We start from the raw sequence: 21,602 nt of genomic DNA, 5'->3' as shown, positions 1-21,602 counted from the left end.
CGGTCCACGCCCCCGCACCCTCCCCCACCAGCCCCGATACCCCCGCCGAAGGAGGTCCGTCTCCGCACCCGGCACCACTTCCTCGTACATGTGGACGATCGTACGGGCGGTGCCCCGCCCGGTCATTGGCCCCGAGGCGTACGCCCACGGGCTGCCCCCGGCTGCGGAACATGGCCGACGGTCCGATGCCCGTTCGTGGTCCCGCACCGCAGCCTGGTCCGCATGATCGAAGCGAACGAACTCACCAAGCGGTACGGGAGGACCACCGCCGTACGCGGTCTGTCCTTCACCGTGCGCCCCGGCCACGTCACCGGGTTCCTCGGCCCCAACGGGGCGGGGAAGTCCACCACGTTGCGCATGATCCTCGGGCTGAACCGGCCGACCTCCGGCACCGCGCTCGTCGGCGGCCGTCCCTTCGGGGCACTGCCGCGCGGGCTGCGGGACGTGGGGGCGCTGCTCGATGCCCGCGACGTGCATCACGGGTACACGGCGCGCGCCCATCTGTCGGTGCTGGCCCGCAGCAACACCATTCCGCGCCGCCGGGTGGGCGAGGTCCTGGAGGAGGTGGGGCTCGCGCAGGCCGCGACCCGGCGCATCGGCGGGTTCTCGCTGGGGATGAAGCAGCGGCTCGGCATCGCGGCCGCACTGCTCGGGGACCCGCCGGTCCTGGTCTTCGACGAGCCCGTCAACGGCCTTGATCCGGAAGGGGTGTTGTGGCTGCGTACGCTGCTGCGCCGGCTGGCCGCCGAGGGGCGGACGGTGTTCGTGTCGAGCCACCTGATGTCGGAGATGGAGAGCACCGCCGAGCAGCTCGTGGTAATCGGTCGGGGTGAGCTGATCGCCGCCGAGAGCCTCACCGCGTTCGCCGCGCGCGGCACGCGAAGGCGCGTCGCGGTCCGTACCCCCGACGCCGACGCACTCGCCCCCGCCCTGCTCGCCGCCGGCGCCTCCGTGGAGGCGGGCACCGACGGGCTGCTGACGGTGACCGGTCTTCCCGCCACCCGGATCGGCGAGCTGGCCTCCCACACGCGCGCCGTGCTGCACGAACTCATCCCGCGCTCCTCCTCGTTGGAGGAAGCCTTCATGGAACTGACCGCCGACAGCGTCGAGTACACCACCGCCGGAGACGTCCGATGACCATCGCCCTCCCCGCCGCCACCGTGCCCCGCCCCCGCTTCCGGGACCTGCTCGCCTCCGAGTGGCTCAAGCTGTGGTCCCTGCGCCCGACCCGCTGGGCTTTCCCCCTCACCGCCCTGATCGTCGTCGGCATCGGCGTCAACGGCGCGCTCGCCGACTACCGCAACTTCCCGCAGTACTCCGAAGGCGTCCGGGAGAACTTCGTCCCCACCTGGGCCCTGCGCGACGCCTTCCCGGTCGCCTCCGCCATGGTCCTGATGCTGATCGTCGGCACGCTGGGGGCCCTGTCCGTGGTCAACGAGTACGCGAGCGGCCTGATCCGTACGACGATGGCCGCCGTCCCCGCCCGCCGCTCCCTGCTGTCCGCCAAGGTGCTCGTCGTGACGGGTGTGACGGCCGTGTTCGGAGTGGCGGTGGTGGCGGTCTCGTTCACGGTGACGCAGGCGATCCTGTCGGGGCGGGGCGTGAGCCTGTCCTTCGGCGACCCGGACGTGCTCCCGTCGCTGGCCGCGTCGGCGGCGCTGGCGCCGATGAGCGCGCTCGTCGGGCTCGGCTTCGGCGTGCTTCTGCGGCACGGTGCCGCCACGGTGGCGGTGACCGCCCTGGTGCTGGTGCTGCTGCCGTCGTTCGTCGGGCAGGAGGAGGCGTGGACGGCGGCGGTCAAGTTCGCCCTGCCGCTGAACGCCTGGCAGAACCTGGCCACCGTCGCCCCGCTCCACGTGCCGCCTCCCTACACCCCCTCCCCCACACATTCGTGGGTGGTGCTGGCGGTGTGGCCGCTGCTCGCCACGGCCGCGGCGCTCGCCCTCGTACGCCGCAGGGATCTGTGACGTACCGTCAACTCCTTTGACCGCACGGGCAGAGCTGGCACAAACTCACCGGTACAGCTCCTCGATCTCGCTCTCGTACGCCGTCTCGACGGCCCTCCGCTTGACCTTGAGGGACGGGGTCAGCATCCCGTTCTCCTCGGTGAACTCCCCTTCCACCAGCCGGAATCGTCGGATCGACTCGGCGCGGGACACCGCCTCGTTGGCGTAGTCGACGGCCTTCTGGACGTCGGCGCGCAGCTCCGGGTCGTCCAGGAGGGCGGAGAGCGGGGTGTCGCGCGGTCGTTTGCGTACGGCCAGCCAGTGCTGGACGGCGTCCGGCTCCAGGGTGACCAGGGCGGCGATGTACGCGCGGTTGTCGCCGACGACGAGGCACTGGCCGACCGGCGGGCGGCTGCGCAGCCGGTCCTCCAGGATGCTCGGGGAGACATTCTTGCCGCCGGAGGTGACGAGGATGTCCTTCTTGCGGCCGGTGATGGTGAGGTAGCCGTCGTCGTCGAGGCTGCCGAGATCGCCCGTCGCGAACCAGCCGTCGCGCAGCACCTCGCCGCTCGCGGCCGGGTTGTTCCAGTACGAGCCGAACACGATCCCGCCCTTGACCAGCACTTCTCCGTCGTCGGCGATACGTATCGCGGTGCCGGGCACGGGCTGGCCGACGGTGCCGGGGCGGGGCGCGAGGGGCGGCACGATGGTGGCGGCGGCCGTCGTCTCGGTGAGGCCGTAGCCCTCGTACACGACGATCCCGGCGGCGTAGAAGAACAGGTTGAGCCGGCGGTCCAGCGGGGAACCGCCGCTGATGGCGTAGTGCAGCCGACCGCCCAGCTCCTTGCGGATGCGCCTAAAGACCAGCAGGTCGTACAGCGCCCACCCCGCGTACAGGCCAAGGCCCGGCCCCTTTCCGCCGCCGAGGTACTTCGCGAGGTACGCCTCGCCGAAGCGCACGCCGATCCGGTCGGCCCGCTCGAAGGACGCGCCGCGTCCGATCTTCTCGGCGGTGGCCCGCCCGGTGTCGTGGATCTTCTCGAAGAGGTACGGCACGCCGACGAGGAAGGTCGGCCTGAACTCCTGCAGTTCCGGGCGGAGTTCGTCCGGCTTGATGCTGGGGCAGTGGCCGATCTCGATACGGGCCTGGAGGCAGGCGATCTGGATGGCGCGCCCCAGGATGTGGGCGAGCGGGAGGAAGAGGAGGGTGGAGGCGGCCTGTCCGGTGACGGCCTCGAAGACGGGGTGCAGCAGTCCGACCGTGTTGCCCGCCTCGGCGAGGAGGTTGGCGTGGGTGAGGACGCAGCCCTTGGGGCGGCCGGTGGTGCCGGAGGTGTAGCAGAGGGTGGCGATGGTGTCGGGGGTCAGGGCGGCGCGCCGCTTGGCGACCTCCTGCTCCTCCACCTCCCCTCCTTCGGTGGCGAGTTGGTTCATCGCGCCGTCGTCGAGGGTCCAGGTGCGGGGCGGTTTCGCCAGCTCGGCTGCGGCCTCGGCGACGACGTCCGCGTTCTCGCGGGACTCGGTGACGACGAGGCGGGCGGCGGAGTCGCGGAGGATCCACTCCACCTGTGCGGCGGAGGAGGTGGCGTAGACGGGTACGGTCTGGCCGCCCGCCGCCCAGATCGCGAAGTCGAGGACGGCCCACTCATACCGGGTGCGGCTCATCACGGCGACCCGGCCGCCGGGTTCCAGCCCGGCGGCGATCAACCCCTTTGCGGTGGAGGTGACTTCGGCGGCGAAGGTACGGGCCGTGACCGGCTGCCAGCGGCCGGTACGGGGGTCCTTGCGGCGCAGCACGACCGCGTCCGGGGCCTCCGTCGCATTGGTGTACGGGATGTCGGCGGTGCTGCCGGCGGCGACCGGCGGGGCGAGGATTCCGGTGCGCGCCTCGCGCACCGCGCCGTCCTCGCGAGTCAGTTCCACGGTGACCCGATGTGCCAGGTCGTCGCGCTGTCGTGCCTTCTTGAGGTCCTTGAGTACGCCCACTGCGGCTCCTTGGGAACAGCTGACTTGCCGGTCAACTTACCGTCAGGTAGGTGGACTTGACTGCCCCTGGGACGACTCTTGTCACGTCTCGCGGGGGCGGCCCCGCCGGAGCGCGTAGGCACGCAGCTTGCTGTAACCCCGTACAGAGACGGGACGCAACGCCCTTACGTGGTAAGCGGGTTGGTCACGCAGCCCCTCGGCGAGCTGCTGGTCGACGACGATGGTGCCGGGTCGGGCCACGGCGGTCAGGCGGGCGGCGACGTTGACGACCTCGCCGTACACGTCGCCGAGCCTGCCGAGCACTTGGCCGTGCGCGAGTCCGGTGCGCAGCTCGGGCATGTCGGGGTCGGCCTCCGCGCGCTCCAGCAGCACGAGGGCGATCTCGGCGGCGGCGGCCGGACAGTCGACGGTGAAGAGGACCTCGTCGCCGATGGTCTTGACGACCCGGCCGCCGTGCTCGGTGACGGCGTCGGCGGTCACCGACTCGAAGGTCTCCAGCACGTGGACGAGCGCGTGCTCGCCGAGGCGGCGGGTGAGCCGGGTGTAGCCGACCATGTCGACGAACCCGACGGCGGTGTGCCGGGTCTCGCGGCCCGCCATGCCGTCGAGCGAGAGCACGCGTCCGGCGTGGGCGGTGAGGTGGCGGCGCCAGACGTACCCCTGGAGGTGTTCGAGCGCGGGCAGCAGGACCTCGGCGAGCCCGACCACGTCGCCGGACCCCTCCGTGGCGCCGGTCCCGGCGAGCCAGTCCCGGACCATCTCGATCTGCCACTCGGCGAGGCGGGAGAGGTGGTGCCCCAGGGCGCGGGTGACGGCGGCGTCCAGCGAGGGGTCGATGAGCCCGGACTCCAGGAGGGCGTAGGCGGTGCGGGCGGCGGCCACGTCGGCGTCCGTGAACACCACCTCGTCGTCCCCGGCGGCGGCGAAGCCGAGCGCCCGCCAGAGCCGGTGCACCTGCTCGGGCGGCACCTCGGCGAGGCCGGCGACCTCGGCGCGGGTGTAGCGCCGCGCGCCTCCGAGAAGGAAGGCTTCGAGGGCGGCGGCGGGGGAGGGGGCTTCCGGGGCGGAGGAGGTGTGCGGGGCTGAAGGTGCGTCCGGGGCTGAGGGGGCGTCCGGGGCGGAGGGTGCGTCCGGGACTGAGGGTGCGTCGGTCATGCGGCCCATGCTGTCCCTGAACCGGCCCCCAGGACCAGCACATCCGTTTCCCGAGCCCCCTGCGGCGGGGCCGCCCTCCCCTTCCCCCGAGCCCCCTTGGGCGGCGGGGCCGCCCCCTCCACCACCCTCGTCCCCTTGGGCGGCGGGGCCGCCCCCCGGGGGCGGAACGGGCGGGCAAGGGGGCGGCCCCTCCCGCTCCCGGCCCACAGGGACACCCCCCGCCCGGCCCCGACACCGGCCGCGCACCTCGCCAAGGCCCCGGCCCACCCCGTACCGGAGAACACGCCCCCGGCCGAGCCCGCCCACGTACCCCCACCCCCCTCACCACACCAGCCCACCCCCACATGCACAAACCCCCCACCAATGTGATCGTGCAAAAGTGACCACCGCCAGCGAGAACGCCCCCGCCCCCACGGCGCCCCCCGCCGAGCCGGTACCCCCCGTCCTCGACGGCCGCAGACGCAACATCGTCTTCGGCACGATCATGCTGGGCGTCCTCCTCGCGGCCCTCGACCAGACGATCGTCGGCACGGCCCTGCCAACGATCGTCTCGGACCTCGGCGGCGCGGCGCACATGTCGTGGGTGGTCACGGCATACCTCCTCGCGGAGACGGTCGCGACCGTCCTGGTCGGCAAGTTCGGCGACCTCTTCGGCCGGAAGGTCGTCTTCCAGATCTCCGCGATCATCTTCATCACGGGCTCGTTCCTGTGCGGCCTGGCCACCGACATGACCCTGCTCATCGCGTGGCGCGCGGTGCAGGGCATCGGCGCCGGCGGCTTGATGGTCACGGCGATGGCCCTGATCGCCGACGTCATCCCCCTCCGCGAACGCGGCAAGTACCAGGGCGCGATCGGCGCGGTCTTCGGCGTCTCGACGGTCGTGGGCCCGCTGCTCGGCGGCCTGTTCACCGACCACATGTCCTGGCGCTGGGCCTTCTACGTCAACGTACCGATCGCGATCCTCGTCGTCATCGCCGCAGCCCGCACCATCCCCTCCGTCAAGTCGGCGGTGAAGCCGCGCATCGACTACCTGGGCATCGCGCTGGTGGCGATCGGCTCCAGCGCCCTGGTCCTGGCGACGAGCTGGGGCGGCAACGAGTACGCGTGGGGCTCGGCCGTGATCATCGGCCTGTTCGTCGGCGGCATCATCGCGCTCGCCCTCTTCTGTGTGGTCGAGACCCGCGCCGCAGAGCCGATGCTCCCCATGAAGCTCTTCGCCAACCCCGTCTTCACGGTCTGCTCCATCCTCAGCTTCATCGTCGGTTTCGCCATGCTCGGCGCGATGACCTTCCTGCCGACCTACCTCCAGTACGTCGACGGAGACTCGGCCACCATCTCGGGCGTCCGCACCCTCCCCATGGTCATCGGCCTGCTGATCGCATCCATCTTCAGCGGCAATGTGGTCAGCAAGACGGGCACCTACCGCATCTTCCCGATCATCGGTTCGGCGGTAATGGGCCTCGGCCTCTATCTCCTCTCGCTCATGGGCCCCTCCAGCAACACCTGGCTGGAATCCCTCTACATGTTCGTGCTGGGCGTCGGCATCGGTCTGTGCATGCAGGTCCTGACGATCGCCGTGCAGAACACCGTCGACTACGCGGACCTGGGCACCGCCACCTCGGGCGTCACCTTCTTCCGTACGCTCGGCAGCTCGTTCGGTGCGGCGGTCTTCGGCACGATCTACGCGAACTCCCTGAAGCCGAACCTGGAGGAGGGCGTGACGGCGGCGGTCCGGCTGGCCCCCGCCGGAACCGACCCCGCCACCATCGCGCAGGCGGCGCAGAGCCCGCAGTCCCTGCACAAGCTCCCCGCCGCGCAGATCGCGCCGATCGTGGAGGCGTACGCGAACACGCTGAGCACGGTGTTCCTGTGGACGGTGCCGGTGGCGGTGCTGGGCTTCGTCGTCTCCCTCTTCCTGAAGCAGGTCGAACTGCGGGACACCTCACGGGCGGGCTCCGCCGACCTCGGCGAGGGCTTCGCACAGCCGACGCCGAGCGGGGCCGGCGGCTCGTCCCAGGCCCTGGAACTGGCGGTCGCTCGCATCGTCCACACGAAGGGCGCCCTGACCGCCCGCCAGGTCGTCGCCGACTCGAACACCCGCCTCGACATCGCGGGCGCGTGGGCGGTGATGCAGGTGGACCTCTTCACCCGCATGGTCGGCCACGCGACCCTGGGCCTGATCGCGGGCCGCCGCAACGTGCCGCCGGAAGTCCTGCTCCCGGTCTTCGACCGCATGGTCGCCGAGGGCTACCTGACCCGCGACGGCAACTACCTCTCCCACACTCCTGCGGGCGAACGTGAGGCGGGCATCATCGCTGGGGCCTGGTCCGACTGGCTCGGCAACCAACTCGAAAAGGACGCGGGCCGCCCGCGCAGCGCGGAACTCCGCACCGCCGCCGACCGCATCGCCAAACGCCTCCTGGCGGAGGACCTGGCGCAGAACCTGCCGGTGACGACGCCCCGCTAGGGGCGCGGGGCTGTGTTCAATTTGCGGCTCCGCCGCGTGGGCGCGACCAGCCACAACGAACACGCACGGAAACCGCCCACAGCCGCGCGGCGAGCGCTTTAGGGAAGGGGCGGAGAGGGGAGACCCCCCCCGCCGAAGGCGGCCTGAACAGCAACCCCCACCGCCCCGCGCAGCGTCACACGGCGACGCTCCTGCGAAACGGGCGGATCGGGCGGAACGCAGCGGATCCCTTGCCGAAGGAAGCCCGGCCAGCCACCGGCCACCAACCACCGCCGCGCACAACGGCAGCCGGCTGATCGACCACGCCCCACACAAGCGCCCACCGGGCGACTCGGCGAACGCGGCGGACCCGGCGCACCCGGCCGCACCCGGCGACCAAGACCACCCCTCACGCCGCCACCCTCACCCTCCCCGGCAACGTCAAGTAGTACCGCTCAAGAGACTCCTCCTCACCCCCACCCTCAAACCGGTTCCCCACCTTCCCCAACGGACTCCTCAGCATCCCGTCCCCCATCCGCACCCCGACCCACTGCCGGAAGTACCCCCGCTCCCCCTCATCGAGATCCACCCACTCGGCCCCGGCATTCCGCACCAGAACCTCCCCCACATACGCCCCGAGCCCAAACAGATTCCGCGCAATCAACCCTTCCTCGACCGCCCCACCCCGCATCTCATCCACCAGAAAATCCACGACCCGCAAACTCTTCACAGAGAAATCCAACGGCAACCGGCGTCCCACGGTCACCCGTTCCACAAATCCCTGGGCAATGTGCCGCATGTCCTCGGATCTCGGAATCCGCTTCTGATGTCCGTCACCGGCCACGGCTCCCACCCCTTCCTCTCACCTGTCCAAGGGGCACACACGCAGCGCACCCCACCTACTCACCCACCCAAGCGAATTCACCCCCACAACCGTCACACAATCCCCCCGTGCCCCTTCTCACACCCTCAACTGCCGCACCCCGTACAACCCTTCACCACACTCATTCGTCTACGCCGACAAATACCCACCCCTTTCTCCGACTTGACGCCGTTCCCCCGACCCATCCCCCAATCCCCTCCCTCACCCCGAATCCCCGGCATGCCCTTTATCTCCCCCCTACATGCAAAATGACCCCCGGCTCTCACCGAAGGCCACCCATCCCGCCCACCCTCACCCGGCAGTCCGCACCCCCTCGCACCCCAACTGCCCAGCCAGCCCCCGCAACCCCCGCGCCGCCGCCATCCGCACAGCCCCCGCCCGCTTCCCCAACACCCGTGCCGCCTCCGGACTCCCCAACCCCACCAGCACCCTCAGCAGCACCGCCTCCCCCTGATCCGGTGGAAGCGCTCCCACCATCCGCATCACACACGCGGTCGCCAACGCATCCATCACCACCTCCGCCGCATCCCTCACGACGGGCCCGCCGTACGACTCCCACTCCACCGGCACCGCCACCTGCCGGGGCCGGCTCCGTACCCACCGCAGATGATCGACGGCCCGGTTCCGCGCCACGGCCCGCACCCACCCCCGAAACGCATCCCCGTCCCCCGCGAACCGCCCCACATCCCGACTGACCTGCAACCACGCCTCGGAGGCAACATCCTCCGCCTCCTCCCCCACCAAGGTCCGCACATACCGCAACACCCCGGGCTGCACGATCCGATACGCAGCCGCGAAGCACGCCTCATCCCCCCGCCGCGCCCCTTCAACGGCCCGCGTCAGCTCCACCCGCTCCGCTTCCGCGTCCAGAGCCATCCCTCTGCCGGACACACATCCCACTTCCCTCGGCCGACACGGCGCATCGTGCCTATGTACGCAGCGGAGCCCGGCCCTCACAGCAACCTCACAGCCCCACGGCGACCCAAACCCCTACCACAGACAAACCCCACCTCGCCCCTGCCCTCAGATTCCCGGCAAACCACCACCGAAGGCGCTCCTCTACGCAGAGGTGCCCTGCCGGAAAGCCCGGCAGGGCACCTGCGTACCACACACACCGCTCAGCCAGTGACCGAGAGCCCTTCGCCACCCCTGACGCCGGCCACAAAGGACGCCCAGGAAACAGCCCCGAAGACGAGCGCAGGCCCGTCCGAAACTTTGCTGTCGCGCACGGGGACGAGCCCGGGGAACTGATCGGCGACCTCGACGCACTCGCCACCGTCGGTGTTGCTGTACGAACTCTTGCGCCAGACAGCGGTGCTCAGATCAAGGGATCGCACGGTAGGTCCTCCAGCATGTCCGTGATGAACTTCCGCGACTCCGCCGGACTCAGGGCCAGGTCGCGTACCACATCATAGGCACGCTGCATTCGCTCAACCTGCGTGGATTCCTGGACCAGTTCACCCCGGAAATTGTTCTCGGTGTAGGCAACGGGCTGACCGTCCGCCATCCGCAGAAACATCACGGCCGTGCTCATCAGGTAGTGCAGACCAGCATCGAGGGGCATCACATGCAGCGTGACATTGGGCCGATCCGCGGCCTCCACCAGATGCTCCAACTGCTCCCGCCACGCAGTCGCGTCCCGCAACGGCGTCCGCAGCACAGTCTCCGACAGGATCGTGCGGAAGTGCGGCGCACGATCACCCTCCAGCAACTGCGCCCGCCCGACACGAGCCGCAACCTGCTGGCTGAGCTCCTCACCCCGCAGGCCACCCGCCGCGAGGGCCTCGCGCGCGTAACCCTCCGTCTGCAACAACCCCGGCGGCGCACTCACCGCGTAGTGCCACAGGCTGACGGCCTCCGCCTCCAGCGCCATGTACCGCCGGTACTGCTCGCGGAACTGCGCCGGGTCCCCCACCGCCAACTCCCACAGCGCGAGCAAAAGCCCCGGCGTGCCGTAGTGCTGATCCAACGCCTGTACGACCTCGGGGCCGCCCAGTGTCTCCCCGCTCTCCATCTTCCCGAACAACGACCAGTCCCAGCCCAGGACTTCACCCAGCTTGCGCAGGCTGTCACCCCGCTCGGTCCGCAACCGCCGCAACTCCTCGGTGAACCGCACGCGCGGTTCCTGACTGCGGCCGGTGATCACCCGTCTCGTCGGCATCGTGTCGTCCTCCGTGACTCTGTGGAAGGTGTGGAGCCACCCGCGAAGAACAGAGAACTTCACACCAAAACGGTCATTCCGCCCGCGACTCGGGGTCACTCTCGTAGTGCCCAGCAACCACGCAGAGTAGTCCAAGTGCCGTACACCCCGCAGGTGTTGGCCGGACGGACCGGAGCCCGGACATGCCGAACACCCCACCGAAACCGACCCCCGCCCCCGACGCCGACACAGTCATCCACCACTGGAACTACCGCCCCCGCTCCGTCGGCCTGGCCCGCGCCGAACTCCGCAAGACCCTGGCCGACTGGGGCCTGACCGCGCTGGAGGACACGGCCACCCTGATCCTCTCCGAGCTCCTCACCAACGCCCAACGTCACGCCCACGTCCCCGGCCGCCACATCGAAACCCGCTTCACCCGCCTCCCCACCCCCACCGGACTCCGCCTGGAAGTCCACGACGCCTCCCCTCACCACCCCCAACTCCGCGCCACAACACCCCCCGACGCCCGCGAGGGCCGCGGCCTCCCCCTCATCAACCTCCTCGCCACCGACTGGGGAGTCACCTCGCGCAACGGCCCCGGGAAACTGACCTGGGCCGAGTGCGCCGACGTATCGCCAAGGGGTGCAGAGGATCAGTCCGCATAGCGGTAGGTCACCCCAGGGCTTCGGGACGACATCCTGCGTGGCTGAAGAGGCAGGTTCAGATGCGGACGACGCTCGCGCGTGGGATGAGCAGCTGAGCCTTCGCCGCAACGCGCGCGATGCCCGCCGACCCCTCGCGCTCCTCGGTCTCGCCCGAGCACAAAGTGGACGTCACTCGACTATGACTTGTCCGGCCGATCATGGTTCCGGTTGCTGGGGCACAGCGGGGCTTCAGTCTGTCGAGGTCATAGTCGGCCCGCGATGTCGTGTGCCAGGGTGACGGAATGGACTGGCAGTCGGAGAGCCCGGAACTCTGGGCATTTTTGGAGACCTTGCACCGCGGCGACATCTTGTCTGGCACCGTTGCGGCGATCGAGCAGTTCGGGGTCTTCGTGGCCCTGGACGACGGACCTGCCCATCCCCTCTTCCCCGGTGTCGGGTTCATCGAGGTCCCCGAACTGTCCTGGCGGCACATCGACGCCATCACCGATGTCGTTCGCGTAGGCCAGCGGGTCTCGTGCGAGGTCCTCCAGTTCGACACCTACAACGCGGAGGCCAGACTGTCCTTGAAGGCGATGGAGCCCGACCCCCTGCGGGCTTTCGCCGACCGCACGGTGGGTCAGGAAATCCGCGGGACGGTGGAGGAGACAGTTCCCATCGGCGTCTTCGTCGAGCTCGGAGACGGGTTCGTCGGGCTGGTCCCCTCCAGAGAGATCGACGGCCGGCCCGCAGTGAGTCCGGTGGAGGACTTGGAGGCCGGAGAGGAGATCACCGTCGTCGTTACGGAAATCGACCTGCCGACCCGCCGAATGTTTCTTTCCAGGCCGAAGAACGCCCAGCGCGAAGGTGTCGTGCCAGCCACGTGACGGCCACCATGCTCCAGCCGTTGAATGGAGCATGGTGCGGGGTGATCTGAGTGATGCCGAGTGGGAACGGCTGCGGCCGTTGCTGCCGGTCAGCAACCGGCGTTGCGGCAGGTGGCGGGATCACCGGCAGGTGATCGACGGGATCCTGCACCGGGTGCGAACCGGAGTGCAGTGGCGTGACCTGCCCGAACGATTCGGTCCGTGGAAGACCATCTTTGAACGCCACCGCCTGTGGTCGGCGGACGGTACCTGGGAACGTCTCCTCCAGCAGGTTCAGGCCGCAGCCGATGCAGCAGGCCAGATCGACTGGGACATCTCGGTCGACTCCACCATCGTGCGGGCGCATCAGCATGCGGCGGGCGATCGCATCGACCCACCGTCGGCGCCCGGCTCAAAGGGGGCCGAGGAGCCAGAACATCAGGACGAAGCGCCGTGGCAGAGTCTGCACGCCCGCCTGGTGGAGGTGGTGCTGGAGGCGAGAGTCTGGGCCGCTCGCGCGGCGTGTTCACCAGCAAGCTTCACCTGAGCGCGGACGGCCGCTGCCGTCCGCTGTCCCTGATCGTCACACCAGGTCAGCGAGCTGACTGCACCCAGTTCATCGCGGTGCTGGAGAGGATCCGAGTCCCTGGACCGGGCCTGGGGCGACCACGCAAGAAGCCCGACGGCCTTGCGGCCGACAGGGCCTACAGCAACGGTCCCCTCCGCGAGTACCTGCGACGCCGGGGCGTCCGCCACACGATTCCGGAGAAGAGTGACAGCCAGGCCGCCCGCCTGCGCAAAGGCGCACGCGGTGGACGGCCGCCCGGCTTCGACGAGGACCGCTACGAGAAGCGCAACACCGTCGAGTGGGCAATCAACCGCATGAAGCAGTTCCGAGCGGTCGCCACTCGCTACGACAAGCGCGGCTACGTCTTCCTCGGCACCGCCACCGCGGCGACCGTCGCGATCTGGCTCCGCACGTGACCGGCCGGACAAGTCCTAGGCCGAAGTCCTGACCCGTCCAGGGGTCCAGTTACAGGCCATCGGTCAATTCCTGCCCTCCAGACACCTGGGCCCCCGGCATTTCAGCACCGGGGGCCCAAGCGCTCTACCGCTTCCCCTGCAGTTAATGCAGGCGATCTCAGTAGGATTCGACCAGAGGATCAGGTCCCGGGAAATCTGGAGAAAGTCCATCTGGATCAACCAGACCGGATACCAGGCCGCTCAGATAGTCGGTCAAGCTCCCATTGAAACTGTTCCAGTCGTCATTGTGCCCGCTGACAACAATTCCCCAAGAATCTGGAGAATCGACGTTCGTCCGCCAGTAGAACAGGTCACCCTCGTTCGAGGACCCCCATGGAAGAAGTCCCCCAGCATTCGGATGGTCGACGTACCCGTGTGCCATGCCACTGCCCACAAGACTCTCCAGGTCACCAAGGAGTCTCCTAATTCCCCGAACGTAGGAGCTCTCCCTGCCAGGGATGGGAGTCTGAAGCGCGAGGAAGTCCCCAATAACGAGAGGCGTGTATTCCTCACTCAAGGACATGAAATCCGTTGGGAGCATCGTTCCGAGTTCAGCCGAGATGAAATCCCAGTTGACCGTTTGACGCTGCATTGCGCGGTACTGGCGGATCGCGGGGAGCGTTCGCTCCAGTTCATGGAGACTCAACGGGCCTTCTGACTTCCTGTGATTTTCTTGACGCGACGGTTTTGGAAGAGTGTCTTCGTGGGTGTTTTGGCAGTCATGGCAATTGCAGTTGACTTCTCGTTTCTCCACTCACCGGCTCGTGAAGCGGTTCAGCCCCAGGGGCTGTACGGGTAGGACGCGGTGAGCTTGGCGGCGACTTCCTCGGTGATGACCTCGCCCGACATACCCAGGTGTTTGCACTCGGTCTACTTTCCGCCCTTCGGCGCCGCACCCTCACGTTGCCAACTACTTTTCCCTCAGCAGCAGTTGACCCATAGGCGCGTGCAGGCAGGGCTCAGCACCGCCGCGGGAATCTCCCGGGCGGTTTCGTGGAAGGGCGAATTGCAATCGTGGGCGTGCCAGGGTGTCAAGCGGGAGTGGATGTCCGACAGTTGGCGCCATTTTCGGGGGTGGAATCTCGGGTGCGGGTGCGGTAGAACCGTCCGGCTCAGCGCCCGACTACCGAAGGTCCTCTCATGTCCACAGTGACCGAAGCCCATTCCCCCACCGAGACCCCGGCCTCGAAAAGCACCGCCGCGGGTCGTGCAGCTGCTCAAGGAGGGTGGCACCGCCACCTGTGCGCTGGCCGTGCGGGAGCGGCACCAGCAGCGGGCCACGGCTTCCGGGGCGTACGGGCGGACGACGTGCGTGGGGGTCGTGCCGGAGCGAGGGTGAGCGGTCAGAGGCGTACGGGGAGGGATTCCAGGCGCCAAGTGCCCGGGTCCAGGGCCCTCTTGGCGTCGCCCGCGCGGGTGAGGTGGGGGAAGCGGCGCAGCAGGGCGGCGATGGCGGTTTCCGTCTGGATGCGGGCGACCGAGGCGCCCAGGCAGAAATGCGGGCCGTGGCCGAAGCCCAGGTGCGGGGTGGCGGGGGCCGGGCGGCGGACGTCGAGCCGGTCCGGGTGGGGGAAGGCGCGGGGGTCGCGGTTGGCGGCGGCGACCAGGGCGGTGACGGCTTCGCCCTTGGGGATGTGGACGCCGTGCAGGTCGGTGTCCTCGGTGGCGTAGCGCGGGATGGAGAGGAGGGTGGGGCCTGCCCAGCGGGTGAGTTCCTCGACGGCTCCGGGGAGGAGGGAGGGGTCGGTGTGGAGTGCGGTGAGCTGGTCGGGGTGGGCGAGGAGGGCGTCGATCGCGTTCGCGACCAGGGGGGTGGGTGACTGGCCGGCGAGGACGACGTGCCAGATCAGGGTGACCATCTCGGTGTCGGTGAGGCGGTCGCCGTCCTCGTCCTGGGCGCGGATGAGGTCCGTGAGGAGGTCTGTGAGGAGGTCGGCCTGCGTGTCAGCGGTGAGTTCGGTGCGGCGGCGGGTCACTGCTTGTTTGGCGCCCCGGATGATGTCGGGGATCGCGGCTGCGAACTGAGGGCCCGCCCCGGCGGCCACCGTCGCGCCGGCTGCGCGCCACTGCGGGCGGTCCTCGCCCGGGATGCCGACCCATTCGCAGATCACCTCCATGGGGAGGTGCAGGGCGAAGTCGGCCAGGAGGTCGACCGTGCCGTCCCGGCGGAAGGCCTGTTCCGCGAGTCGGTCGAGGAGGCGGTCGACCGTCGCCTCTATGCGGGGGCGGAAGGCCGCGGCGCGGCGGGCGCTGAAGGCGGGGGCGACCAGCCTGCGCAGGCGCAGGTGTTCGGGGCCGTTCATCTCGGCCATGGTCCGCATGTACGGGACGCAGTCCTCCGGCACGTCCGGGCGCAGGAAGCTCTCCGTACGGATCTCGAAGCGGGGGTCGCCGAGGAAGGCGCGGGCGTCGGCGTGCCGGGTGACCGCCCACATGCCGCCGAAGCCGGGGGCTGCGAGGTGGACCACCGGGGACTCTTCGCGGGCGCGGCCGTAGGCGGCGAAAGGGGTGTGGAGGACTTCGGGGTCGGAGAGCAGGAGTTCGGGGGTGGGGGGTTGGGGGGTCGGCGTCTGCGCGGGCTGGGGCATGGGAGGGCTCCTTCGGGTCCAGGTTTCGGATGACCGCGCCACATGATGCCATCATCTGGATGGTCTGGGTATCTTGAATGCGCCGATTTCCGGTCGAGGAAGCGGCGGGAGCGGTAGTGACCACACAGGCGACAGGAGCGACATGGGCCGGTTGACCAGGGCCGAAGTCCAGGAGATGAACCGGCGGAAGGTGCTGGGGGCGGCGCGGGACGAATTCGGCGAGCGCGGGTTCCGGGACGCCAAGATCGACCGGATCGCCGAGCGGGCGGGGCTCACGCGAGGTGCCGTGTACTCCAACTTCCCGGGCAAGCGGGCCCTGTACTTCGCCGTGCTGGCCGACGCGGCGGGGCGGGTAACCGTGGACTCTCCGCCGGGTTCGGTGGACACCGTGCGGGAGGCGCTGGGGGCGCTGGCGCGGGGCAGGGTCGCGCGCTTTCCGCTGTCCGGGGCGGAGAGTGCGGAGAATCCGGCGCGGGATCTGCCCTCGGTCGTCCTCGCGGACGCGCAGACCCGGGAGCCGTACGCCCAGTTGCTGAAGCTGGACGCGATCGTGCTGGGGATGGCGCTGGAGGGGCTCGCCGGGCGGGGCGCGAAGCGGCTGGTGCCGGTGGCGGAGACCGTTCTGACGCTGCTGCACGGGGCGGATCAACTGGCCGCCGCTGCACCGGGGTTCGGGGATCCGTTCCAGGTGGTGGCTGCTTGTGAACAGTTGGGTGAAGTGCGGGCTGCTGGGGAGTGGGCGCCGCCGCATTTGTCGTACGTGGCGCAGGCGCGGCCCGTCGATGAGGCGTGGACGCCGCCCGGGAACGTGATGGACGCGCTGCGGGGGGAGGCGGTCGGACTCGGTGAGGACGGGGTGGTCGCCGTGCTCGGGCTGCACCGGCTGGAGGCGGTGGAGGAGACGGTGCGGGCGGCTCCGGCGGGGCAGTCGGTCACGGTGGTGCTGGTGACGGGGGAACCCGGGGAACTGGGCCCGCTGGCCCGGCTGACGGTGGCGGAGCTGGGGGTGGCACTGCGGCAGGCGTTCCCGAGGGGGGTGTGGCCGGGGGTGCGGGTGGTGCATGACGAGGCGGGGGTGCTGGCGGGGGCGGTCGGGGTGTCGGGGGTCAGCGATGCGACGGAGTGCGCGGTGAGGGTGCAGGGGGGCCGGGTCGTGGCTCGGGGGGAGGGGCGGGGGGCCGGGTATGCGGTGGGGGTGGGCGGGGGGTGAAGGCCCCGGGGGGGGCGTTGCAGTCGAGGGAGGAACCTCGGCCGACTGCGCCGGTCGATTTGCCTCGCGTACGTCGCCGGAACCGGGAAGCCGGTCGGCCCGGGGGCCGGTGGGGGCATGGCCGAGGCCGCCGCGCTGCTCTCCTCGGCTGAGCGATCTCGGCCGCGCCCACCGGTCGATCCGCTTCACGTACGTCTCGCCTCGGGGGGCTGGTGGGGCATGGCCGACTCGGCCGCGGTGCTCTCTTCGGCTGAGGGACCCCGGCCGCATCCACCGGTCGATCCGCTTCACGTACGTCTCGCCTCGGGGGGCCGGTGGGGGGGGCATCGCCGACTCGGCCGCGCCGCTCTCTTCGGCTGAGGGACCCCGGCCGCACCCACCGGTCGATCCGCTTCACGTACGTCTCGCCTCGGGGGGCCGGTGGGGGGGCATCGCCGACTCGGCCGCGCCGCTCTCTTCGGCTGAGGGACCCCGGCCGCACCCACCGGTCGATCCGCTTCACGTACGTCTCGCCTCGGGGGGCCGGTGGGGGGGCATCGCCGACTCGGCCGCGCCGCTCTCTTCGGCTGAGGGACCCCGGCCGCACCCACCGGTCGATCCGCTTCACGTACGTCCTGGGAACCGGAACGCCACTCGCCCCGAGGGTCGGTGGGGGCATGACCGACGCCGCCGCGCTGCCCTCCTCGGCTGAGGACCGGTCCACCGCCGGCCGGCGCAGGTGCGCCACGGCGGGCCCGGAGTATCAGTGGACACTCCGGGCCCGCCATGGCGCTCTTACCGCCGACGGCCGTCCGCTCAGTGCGGCTGCACGCGGGCCCTGCCGGTCTTCGAGTTGTGGATCAGGAGGCCGCCCTCGAAGTCCTGGACCAGGCCGGAGAAGGAGTCCCCGCCGCCGGGCGGCAGCGCGCCCCGTCTGCTGATCCTGTGTACGTCACCGGTCGGGAAGCCCAGCGCTCCCTTGACTCCGCCGCGTGCCTGCCAGTGGCCCAGCAGGGGAGGTTGTACTGCGTGCGCGCCCGTCTTCGGTGACCAGCAGATCACTCCGCGCTGGAAGGTCTGGCAACTCCCCTGCACTCCGAGAGAGTTGACCTCCTTTCGGGGGTCGGAGACCGGGTAGCCGAGGGTGCCGCGCTCGGCGCGCAGCGCGCGCCACTTGGCGTACACCGGACCCCACAGGGGGTGCGCCCCGGAGCGTTGCGACCAGTACACGGCACCGTGCTCGAAGAGCTGGTACTGGCCGCCCGCCGCTGCGGCCCGCTGCGGGGAAGTGGCGCAGCCGAGCTGGGCGGCCCGTGCGCGGGCCGCCCCGACCGGCCCCGTCGGACGTACGGCACAGTCGAAGGCCGCGGCGACGGTGTGGTCCCGGTCCATGGTGAGGGGCAAGGGGTTGCGGTTCGGCACGGGCCGGCCGTCGACGGTCCAGCCGGTCAGGGCGCGCGCGGGCGCCGGAACGGCGGTGAGGGTCACCTGTGCGCCGTGGGCGTAAGGGGCCGGTGCGGACAACTGGACCTTGCCCGCGCCGGCGGGGGTACCGGTCACCTTGAGGGTGTGCTGTTGGGGCTGGGGGTCGGGCTTGGGCTGAGGGTCCGGCTTGGGCTGGGGATCCGGCTGCGGCTGCGGCTGCGGCTGCGGCTGCGGGTCAGGCTTCGGCTGCGGATCCGGGTCGGGCTTGGGCTGAGGGTCCGGCTTGGGCTGAGGGTCCGGCTTCGGCTCGGGATCCGGCTTCGGCTGCGGCTCAGGATCCGGCTTCGGCTGCGGATCCGGCTTCGGCACCGTCACCGGCCGGAAAGTCGCCACCAGCCCGTGCCGCGCGTCCACCGTCACCACCAGCGGATTCGTGCTGCCCGCATCCGCACCGTCCAGGGTCCAGCCCACGAACTCCTGCCCCGCGGCCGGAGTCGCCGTCACCGTGACCTTCGTCCCCTTCTCGTACGGTCCGCCCTTCGCCGCACGCGCCTCTCCCCCGCCCACCGGCGAGACGGAGACGTCGAGCGCGAAGAGCTCCTGCGGCGGTACCGGCGGGGTCCGGTAGCGGGACACGACGGGCACGGTGTCGCGCAGCACCCGCGCGTTGTCGTGGTCCGCGTCGCCGAGGGCCTCGCCGCCCGCCGTCGCCGTCGGGCTGGAGTAGTTCATGGCCATGTCGCACGCGTACGAGCACGCGGAGCCGTATCCCATGATCGAGAAGTGCTTCTTGCTGGCGGTCACCCAGCCCCGGTTGTAGGGGTAGACGGGGTTCTTGGTCCAGTTCTCGCCGCGCTGCGAGGTCAGGGTCGCGTCGTCGTGCCAGAGCGCGAAGTTGTGCCCGAGTTCGTGGGCCATGGTCCCGGTGGCGGCGTCGTCCACGTCGACCGCCGAGAACGCCGAGTCGTCGGTCTTCCGCTCCCGGTACCTGGTGTTGCCCTTCGTCGTGATGCGGTCCTCGGCCAGCGGCTCCTGCGGGGTGTTGGCGATGCCCGAGGTGTACTCGCCGCCCGCCTTGGGCACCTCCGAGAGCACCGACACCAGGTCGGCGTACTGCTCCTCGCGCACCTTGCGGGCCTGTTTGCCCAGCACGCTGGAGGCGTCGCCGAGCGCCTTGATCACCGCGCTCGCGTCCTCGTCGCCGGTGTAGTCGGCCTGGAAGAAGTGCTTGAACCGCACCTTCCCCTGCACACCTGCGTTGCCGAACGCATCGTTGATCTGGCTCTCCGCGACGGCGATCCTCGCCTTGAGCGCGGCCTCGCCGCCCGCCTTCTTCAGCGCCTTCGCGGTGTAGCCGACGGCCACGTCCACCACCACGGGGTCGGCCGCTCGGGGCGCGGTGCCCCGGGGCGTCGCCCGCTCACCGGGCGCCTCGGAGGCGGGCACCACCTCGGGCGCGGGCGGCGGCTCGTACGTGTCGCTCGACTGGAGCCGCTTGCGCCGCAGGTCGACGACCCGTACGTCGCTGTGTCCCGCGTCCGTCGGCAGCAGTTCGTAGATCAGCGAGCCCTGCTTGACGGAGCCCGAGACCCGCACCGCTCCCCCGGCCCCGGCGCACACGCCGTCCACCACCAGGTACGCGAGCTGGTCCGGGGCGCCCACGACGTGCCCGGAGACCAGCACCCGGTCCTCGGACTTCCGGTGGGTGACCGTGTCGGCCGTCACCCGGATCCGTACGTCGGGGAACAGCGGCAGCAGGATCTCGTACGCCCGGCGCGGGTCGTCGTCGCACAGCGTGCGGAACGCGCCCGGTGCCACACCCACCCGCCCCAGCCGCACCACCCACGGCTCCCCCGGTACGGGATCACCGGCCGCCGGAAGCCCCCGCTCCGCCGGAAAGGCCACCGCCACCGCCGACTCCATCGCTCCCACCGAGAGCGCGCACGCCAGCGCCAGCACGCCCCCGGTCCGCCACCACTGTCTTCCCACGCGTCGCACACGCTGCACTTGTCGCACTCGTTGCACTCGTTGCACTTGTCGGGCTCGTCGCACTTGTCGTCCTTCGCACCACACGCTCGTACGGGCAGGCCGCGACGGACACCTCCCGCCGGGCACCGCCGGTCCGGCGGTGCCCGCCACCCAACCGCGCGGACGGGCACACCGCCCCCGGGCGAATCCGAATGGGGCAGCCGTCCCACCCGGCCGGGCGCAGGACGGACCGCGCCCTAGATCTCCTTGGCCGGCCAGTCGAGCATGCGGGCGCCGATGACCGCCGTCTGGAGCGTGTAGCGGCGCAGGGGGTCGGCGGGGTCGGCCCCGGTGAGGCGGTGGATGCGTTCCAGGCGGTAGGTCAGGGCGCGGACACTCAGGTTCAGGCGCCGGGCGGCCTCGGCCGCCACGCAGCCCGCGTCGAAGTACGCGCGCAGGGTCTCCACCAGGGGCTCGGCCCCGCCGCGCGCCTCCTGCAACGGGCCGAGCGCGCTGCGCACCAGGTCGACGAGGGCCTGCCGGTCCCGGCCGAGCACGGGAAAGACCAGCAGGTCGGCGGCGTACAGCACCGGACCCTCCAGACCCATCCGCTCGGCGAGGGCGAGCGCGCCGAGGGCCTCCTCGTAGCTGTGCACGACGCCGCCCGCACCGGGGTGCGGGCGGCCGACGGCCACCAGGATGCCGTCGGCGGCGGCGTGCGCCTGCTTGGCGAAGTGGTGCAGGACGTCCCGCTGCTCGCCCGGCGCGATGCACACCAGGCGTCCGTCCTTGCTGGCGACGAGGATGCGGCGGTCGGTGAAGCGGGCGGTGAGGGAGTTCTCCACGGTCCGGCTGACCGCGTCGCCGTCCTCGATGGCGTCCGGGCCCTCGGCGACGGCGACGGCATGGGCGCGGGAGAAACGCAGGCCGAAGCGCTCGGCGCGGGCGGCGAGACGGCCGAGGTCGCTGCGGCCGTGCAGCAGGTCGTCGACGAACTCCCTTCGTACGGCCTCCTCCTGACGGATCGCCATGCGCTGGGCCCGCTCGTACCCTTCGGCGACGGCGTCGACGGCCTGCCCGACGGCGGCCAGCACCTGGTCGGGCGAGCTCGCCGCCGTGCGCGGCCACTGCTCCCTGGTCTCCGTCAGGTACGCACGGACCACCGCCCGCAGCCCGAGCCCCGACTCGGCGGCCCGCTCCCCCAGCGCGCGGCGGGCGTCGAGCTCGTCACGGTCCAGCCGCCGCCCGGTCTCCGCCACCTCGCGCAGGGTCTGGGCATACCCCTCCACGTACTCCTCGGGTATTTCCCGTGCCGTCACGTCACACGCCCCTCCACCTGCTGTTTG

At 70.7% G+C, this 21,602-nt stretch carries 17 protein-coding genes; 7 read left to right on the top strand and 10 right to left on the bottom strand.

Annotation, left to right across the window (positions count from 1 at the left end; all coding sequences use genetic code 11):
- Positions 1-222 precede the first annotated feature (222 nt).
- Together IE269_RS20590 and IE269_RS20585 are read left to right on the top strand one after the other, a co-directional pair.
- Positions 223-1,137, top strand: a complete 915-nt coding sequence (locus IE269_RS20590; protein WP_189824508.1) for an ABC transporter ATP-binding protein — start codon at positions 223-225, stop codon at positions 1,135-1,137.
- The gene (locus tag IE269_RS20585; RefSeq protein ID WP_189824507.1) at positions 1,134-1,967 is read left to right on the top strand and encodes an ABC transporter permease; all 834 of its coding nucleotides are present in this window, start codon (positions 1,134-1,136) and stop codon (positions 1,965-1,967) included. The genes IE269_RS20590 and IE269_RS20585 overlap by 4 nt, the downstream gene beginning before the upstream one ends.
- Positions 1,968-2,012: 45 nt before the next feature.
- Here IE269_RS20585 and IE269_RS20580 read toward each other — a convergent pair whose 3' ends face one another.
- A complete protein-coding gene (locus tag IE269_RS20580; RefSeq protein ID WP_189824506.1) occupies positions 2,013-3,932 on the bottom strand; it encodes an AMP-dependent synthetase/ligase in 1,920 nt (639 codons plus the stop codon).
- A gap of 81 nt (positions 3,933-4,013) precedes the next feature.
- Positions 4,014-5,087 (bottom strand): adenylate/guanylate cyclase domain-containing protein, encoded by a 1,074-nt coding sequence (locus IE269_RS20575; RefSeq protein WP_189824505.1) that lies wholly within the window; start codon positions 5,085-5,087, stop codon positions 4,014-4,016.
- Between the two features lie 379 nt (positions 5,088-5,466).
- Here IE269_RS20575 and IE269_RS20570 point away from each other — a divergent pair, with 379 nt between their 5' ends.
- Positions 5,467-7,554 (top strand): MDR family MFS transporter, encoded by a 2,088-nt coding sequence (locus tag IE269_RS20570; protein WP_189824504.1) that lies wholly within the window; start codon positions 5,467-5,469, stop codon positions 7,552-7,554.
- A 388-nt stretch (positions 7,555-7,942) separates the two neighbouring features.
- Here the strand turns inward: IE269_RS20570 and IE269_RS20565 are convergent, their stop codons facing one another.
- From IE269_RS20565 to IE269_RS20550, 4 genes are all read right to left on the bottom strand, one after another.
- Complete coding sequence (locus IE269_RS20565; protein WP_308436972.1) at positions 7,943-8,377, bottom strand: hypothetical protein; 435 nt, start codon at positions 8,375-8,377, stop codon at positions 7,943-7,945.
- A 330-nt stretch (positions 8,378-8,707) separates the two neighbouring features.
- Complete coding sequence (locus tag IE269_RS20560) at positions 8,708-9,292, bottom strand: RNA polymerase sigma factor (protein ID WP_189824709.1); 585 nt, start codon at positions 9,290-9,292, stop codon at positions 8,708-8,710.
- Positions 9,293-9,534: 242 nt separating this feature from the next.
- Positions 9,535-9,753: a DUF397 domain-containing protein gene (locus IE269_RS20555; protein WP_189824503.1), complete on the bottom strand. Its 219-nt coding sequence runs from the start codon at positions 9,751-9,753 to the stop codon at positions 9,535-9,537.
- Positions 9,735-10,577, bottom strand: coding sequence for a helix-turn-helix domain-containing protein (locus IE269_RS20550; RefSeq protein WP_189824708.1), 843 nt, complete (start codon positions 10,575-10,577; stop codon positions 9,735-9,737). The genes IE269_RS20555 and IE269_RS20550 overlap by 19 nt, the downstream gene beginning before the upstream one ends.
- A gap of 182 nt (positions 10,578-10,759) precedes the next feature.
- On the opposite strand from IE269_RS20550, the gene IE269_RS20545 reads away from it, so the two are divergent.
- From IE269_RS20545 to IE269_RS20535, 3 genes are all read left to right on the top strand, one after another.
- The gene (locus IE269_RS20545) at positions 10,760-11,221 is read left to right on the top strand and encodes an ATP-binding protein (protein WP_189824502.1); all 462 of its coding nucleotides are present in this window, start codon (positions 10,760-10,762) and stop codon (positions 11,219-11,221) included.
- Between the two features lie 281 nt (positions 11,222-11,502).
- Positions 11,503-12,084 (top strand): S1 RNA-binding domain-containing protein, encoded by a 582-nt coding sequence (locus IE269_RS20540; RefSeq protein WP_189824501.1) that lies wholly within the window; start codon positions 11,503-11,505, stop codon positions 12,082-12,084.
- A gap of 31 nt (positions 12,085-12,115) precedes the next feature.
- A protein-coding gene (locus IE269_RS20535; protein ID WP_438817590.1) for an IS5 family transposase occupies positions 12,116-13,047 on the top strand; the annotation gives its coding sequence in 2 pieces (ribosomal slippage) (positions 12,116-12,511 and positions 12,514-13,047; 930 coding nt in all).
- Positions 13,048-13,204: 157 nt separating this feature from the next.
- Here the strand turns inward: IE269_RS20535 and IE269_RS20530 are convergent.
- Positions 13,205-13,732 carry an SMI1/KNR4 family protein gene (locus IE269_RS20530; protein WP_189824500.1) on the bottom strand — a complete coding sequence of 176 codons (528 nt, stop codon included), beginning with the start codon at positions 13,730-13,732 and terminating at the stop codon, positions 13,205-13,207.
- A gap of 697 nt (positions 13,733-14,429) precedes the next feature.
- Complete coding sequence (locus tag IE269_RS20525) at positions 14,430-15,674, bottom strand: cytochrome P450 (RefSeq protein ID WP_189824499.1); 1,245 nt, start codon at positions 15,672-15,674, stop codon at positions 14,430-14,432.
- A gap of 142 nt (positions 15,675-15,816) precedes the next feature.
- Between IE269_RS20525 and IE269_RS20520 the strand changes: the two genes are divergently transcribed.
- Complete coding sequence (locus IE269_RS20520; protein WP_189824498.1) at positions 15,817-16,884, top strand: TetR/AcrR family transcriptional regulator; 1,068 nt, start codon at positions 15,817-15,819, stop codon at positions 16,882-16,884.
- Between the two features lie 795 nt (positions 16,885-17,679).
- On the opposite strand, the gene IE269_RS20515 is transcribed toward IE269_RS20520, so the two are convergent.
- Positions 17,680-20,277: an InlB B-repeat-containing protein gene (locus IE269_RS20515; RefSeq protein WP_189824497.1), complete on the bottom strand. Its 2,598-nt coding sequence runs from the start codon at positions 20,275-20,277 to the stop codon at positions 17,680-17,682.
- 236 nt (positions 20,278-20,513) lie between these two features.
- Positions 20,514-21,575, bottom strand: a complete 1,062-nt coding sequence (locus IE269_RS20510; protein WP_189824496.1) for a PucR family transcriptional regulator — start codon at positions 21,573-21,575, stop codon at positions 20,514-20,516.
- Positions 21,576-21,602 lie beyond the last annotated feature (27 nt).

This window comes from Streptomyces spiroverticillatus, assembly GCA_014650415.1.
Taxonomy (GTDB): Bacteria; Actinomycetota; Actinomycetes; order Streptomycetales; family Streptomycetaceae; genus Streptomyces; species Streptomyces spiroverticillatus.
The sequence above is the reverse complement of the archived record's forward strand: the minus strand, read 5'-3'. Positions and strand labels throughout refer to the sequence as shown.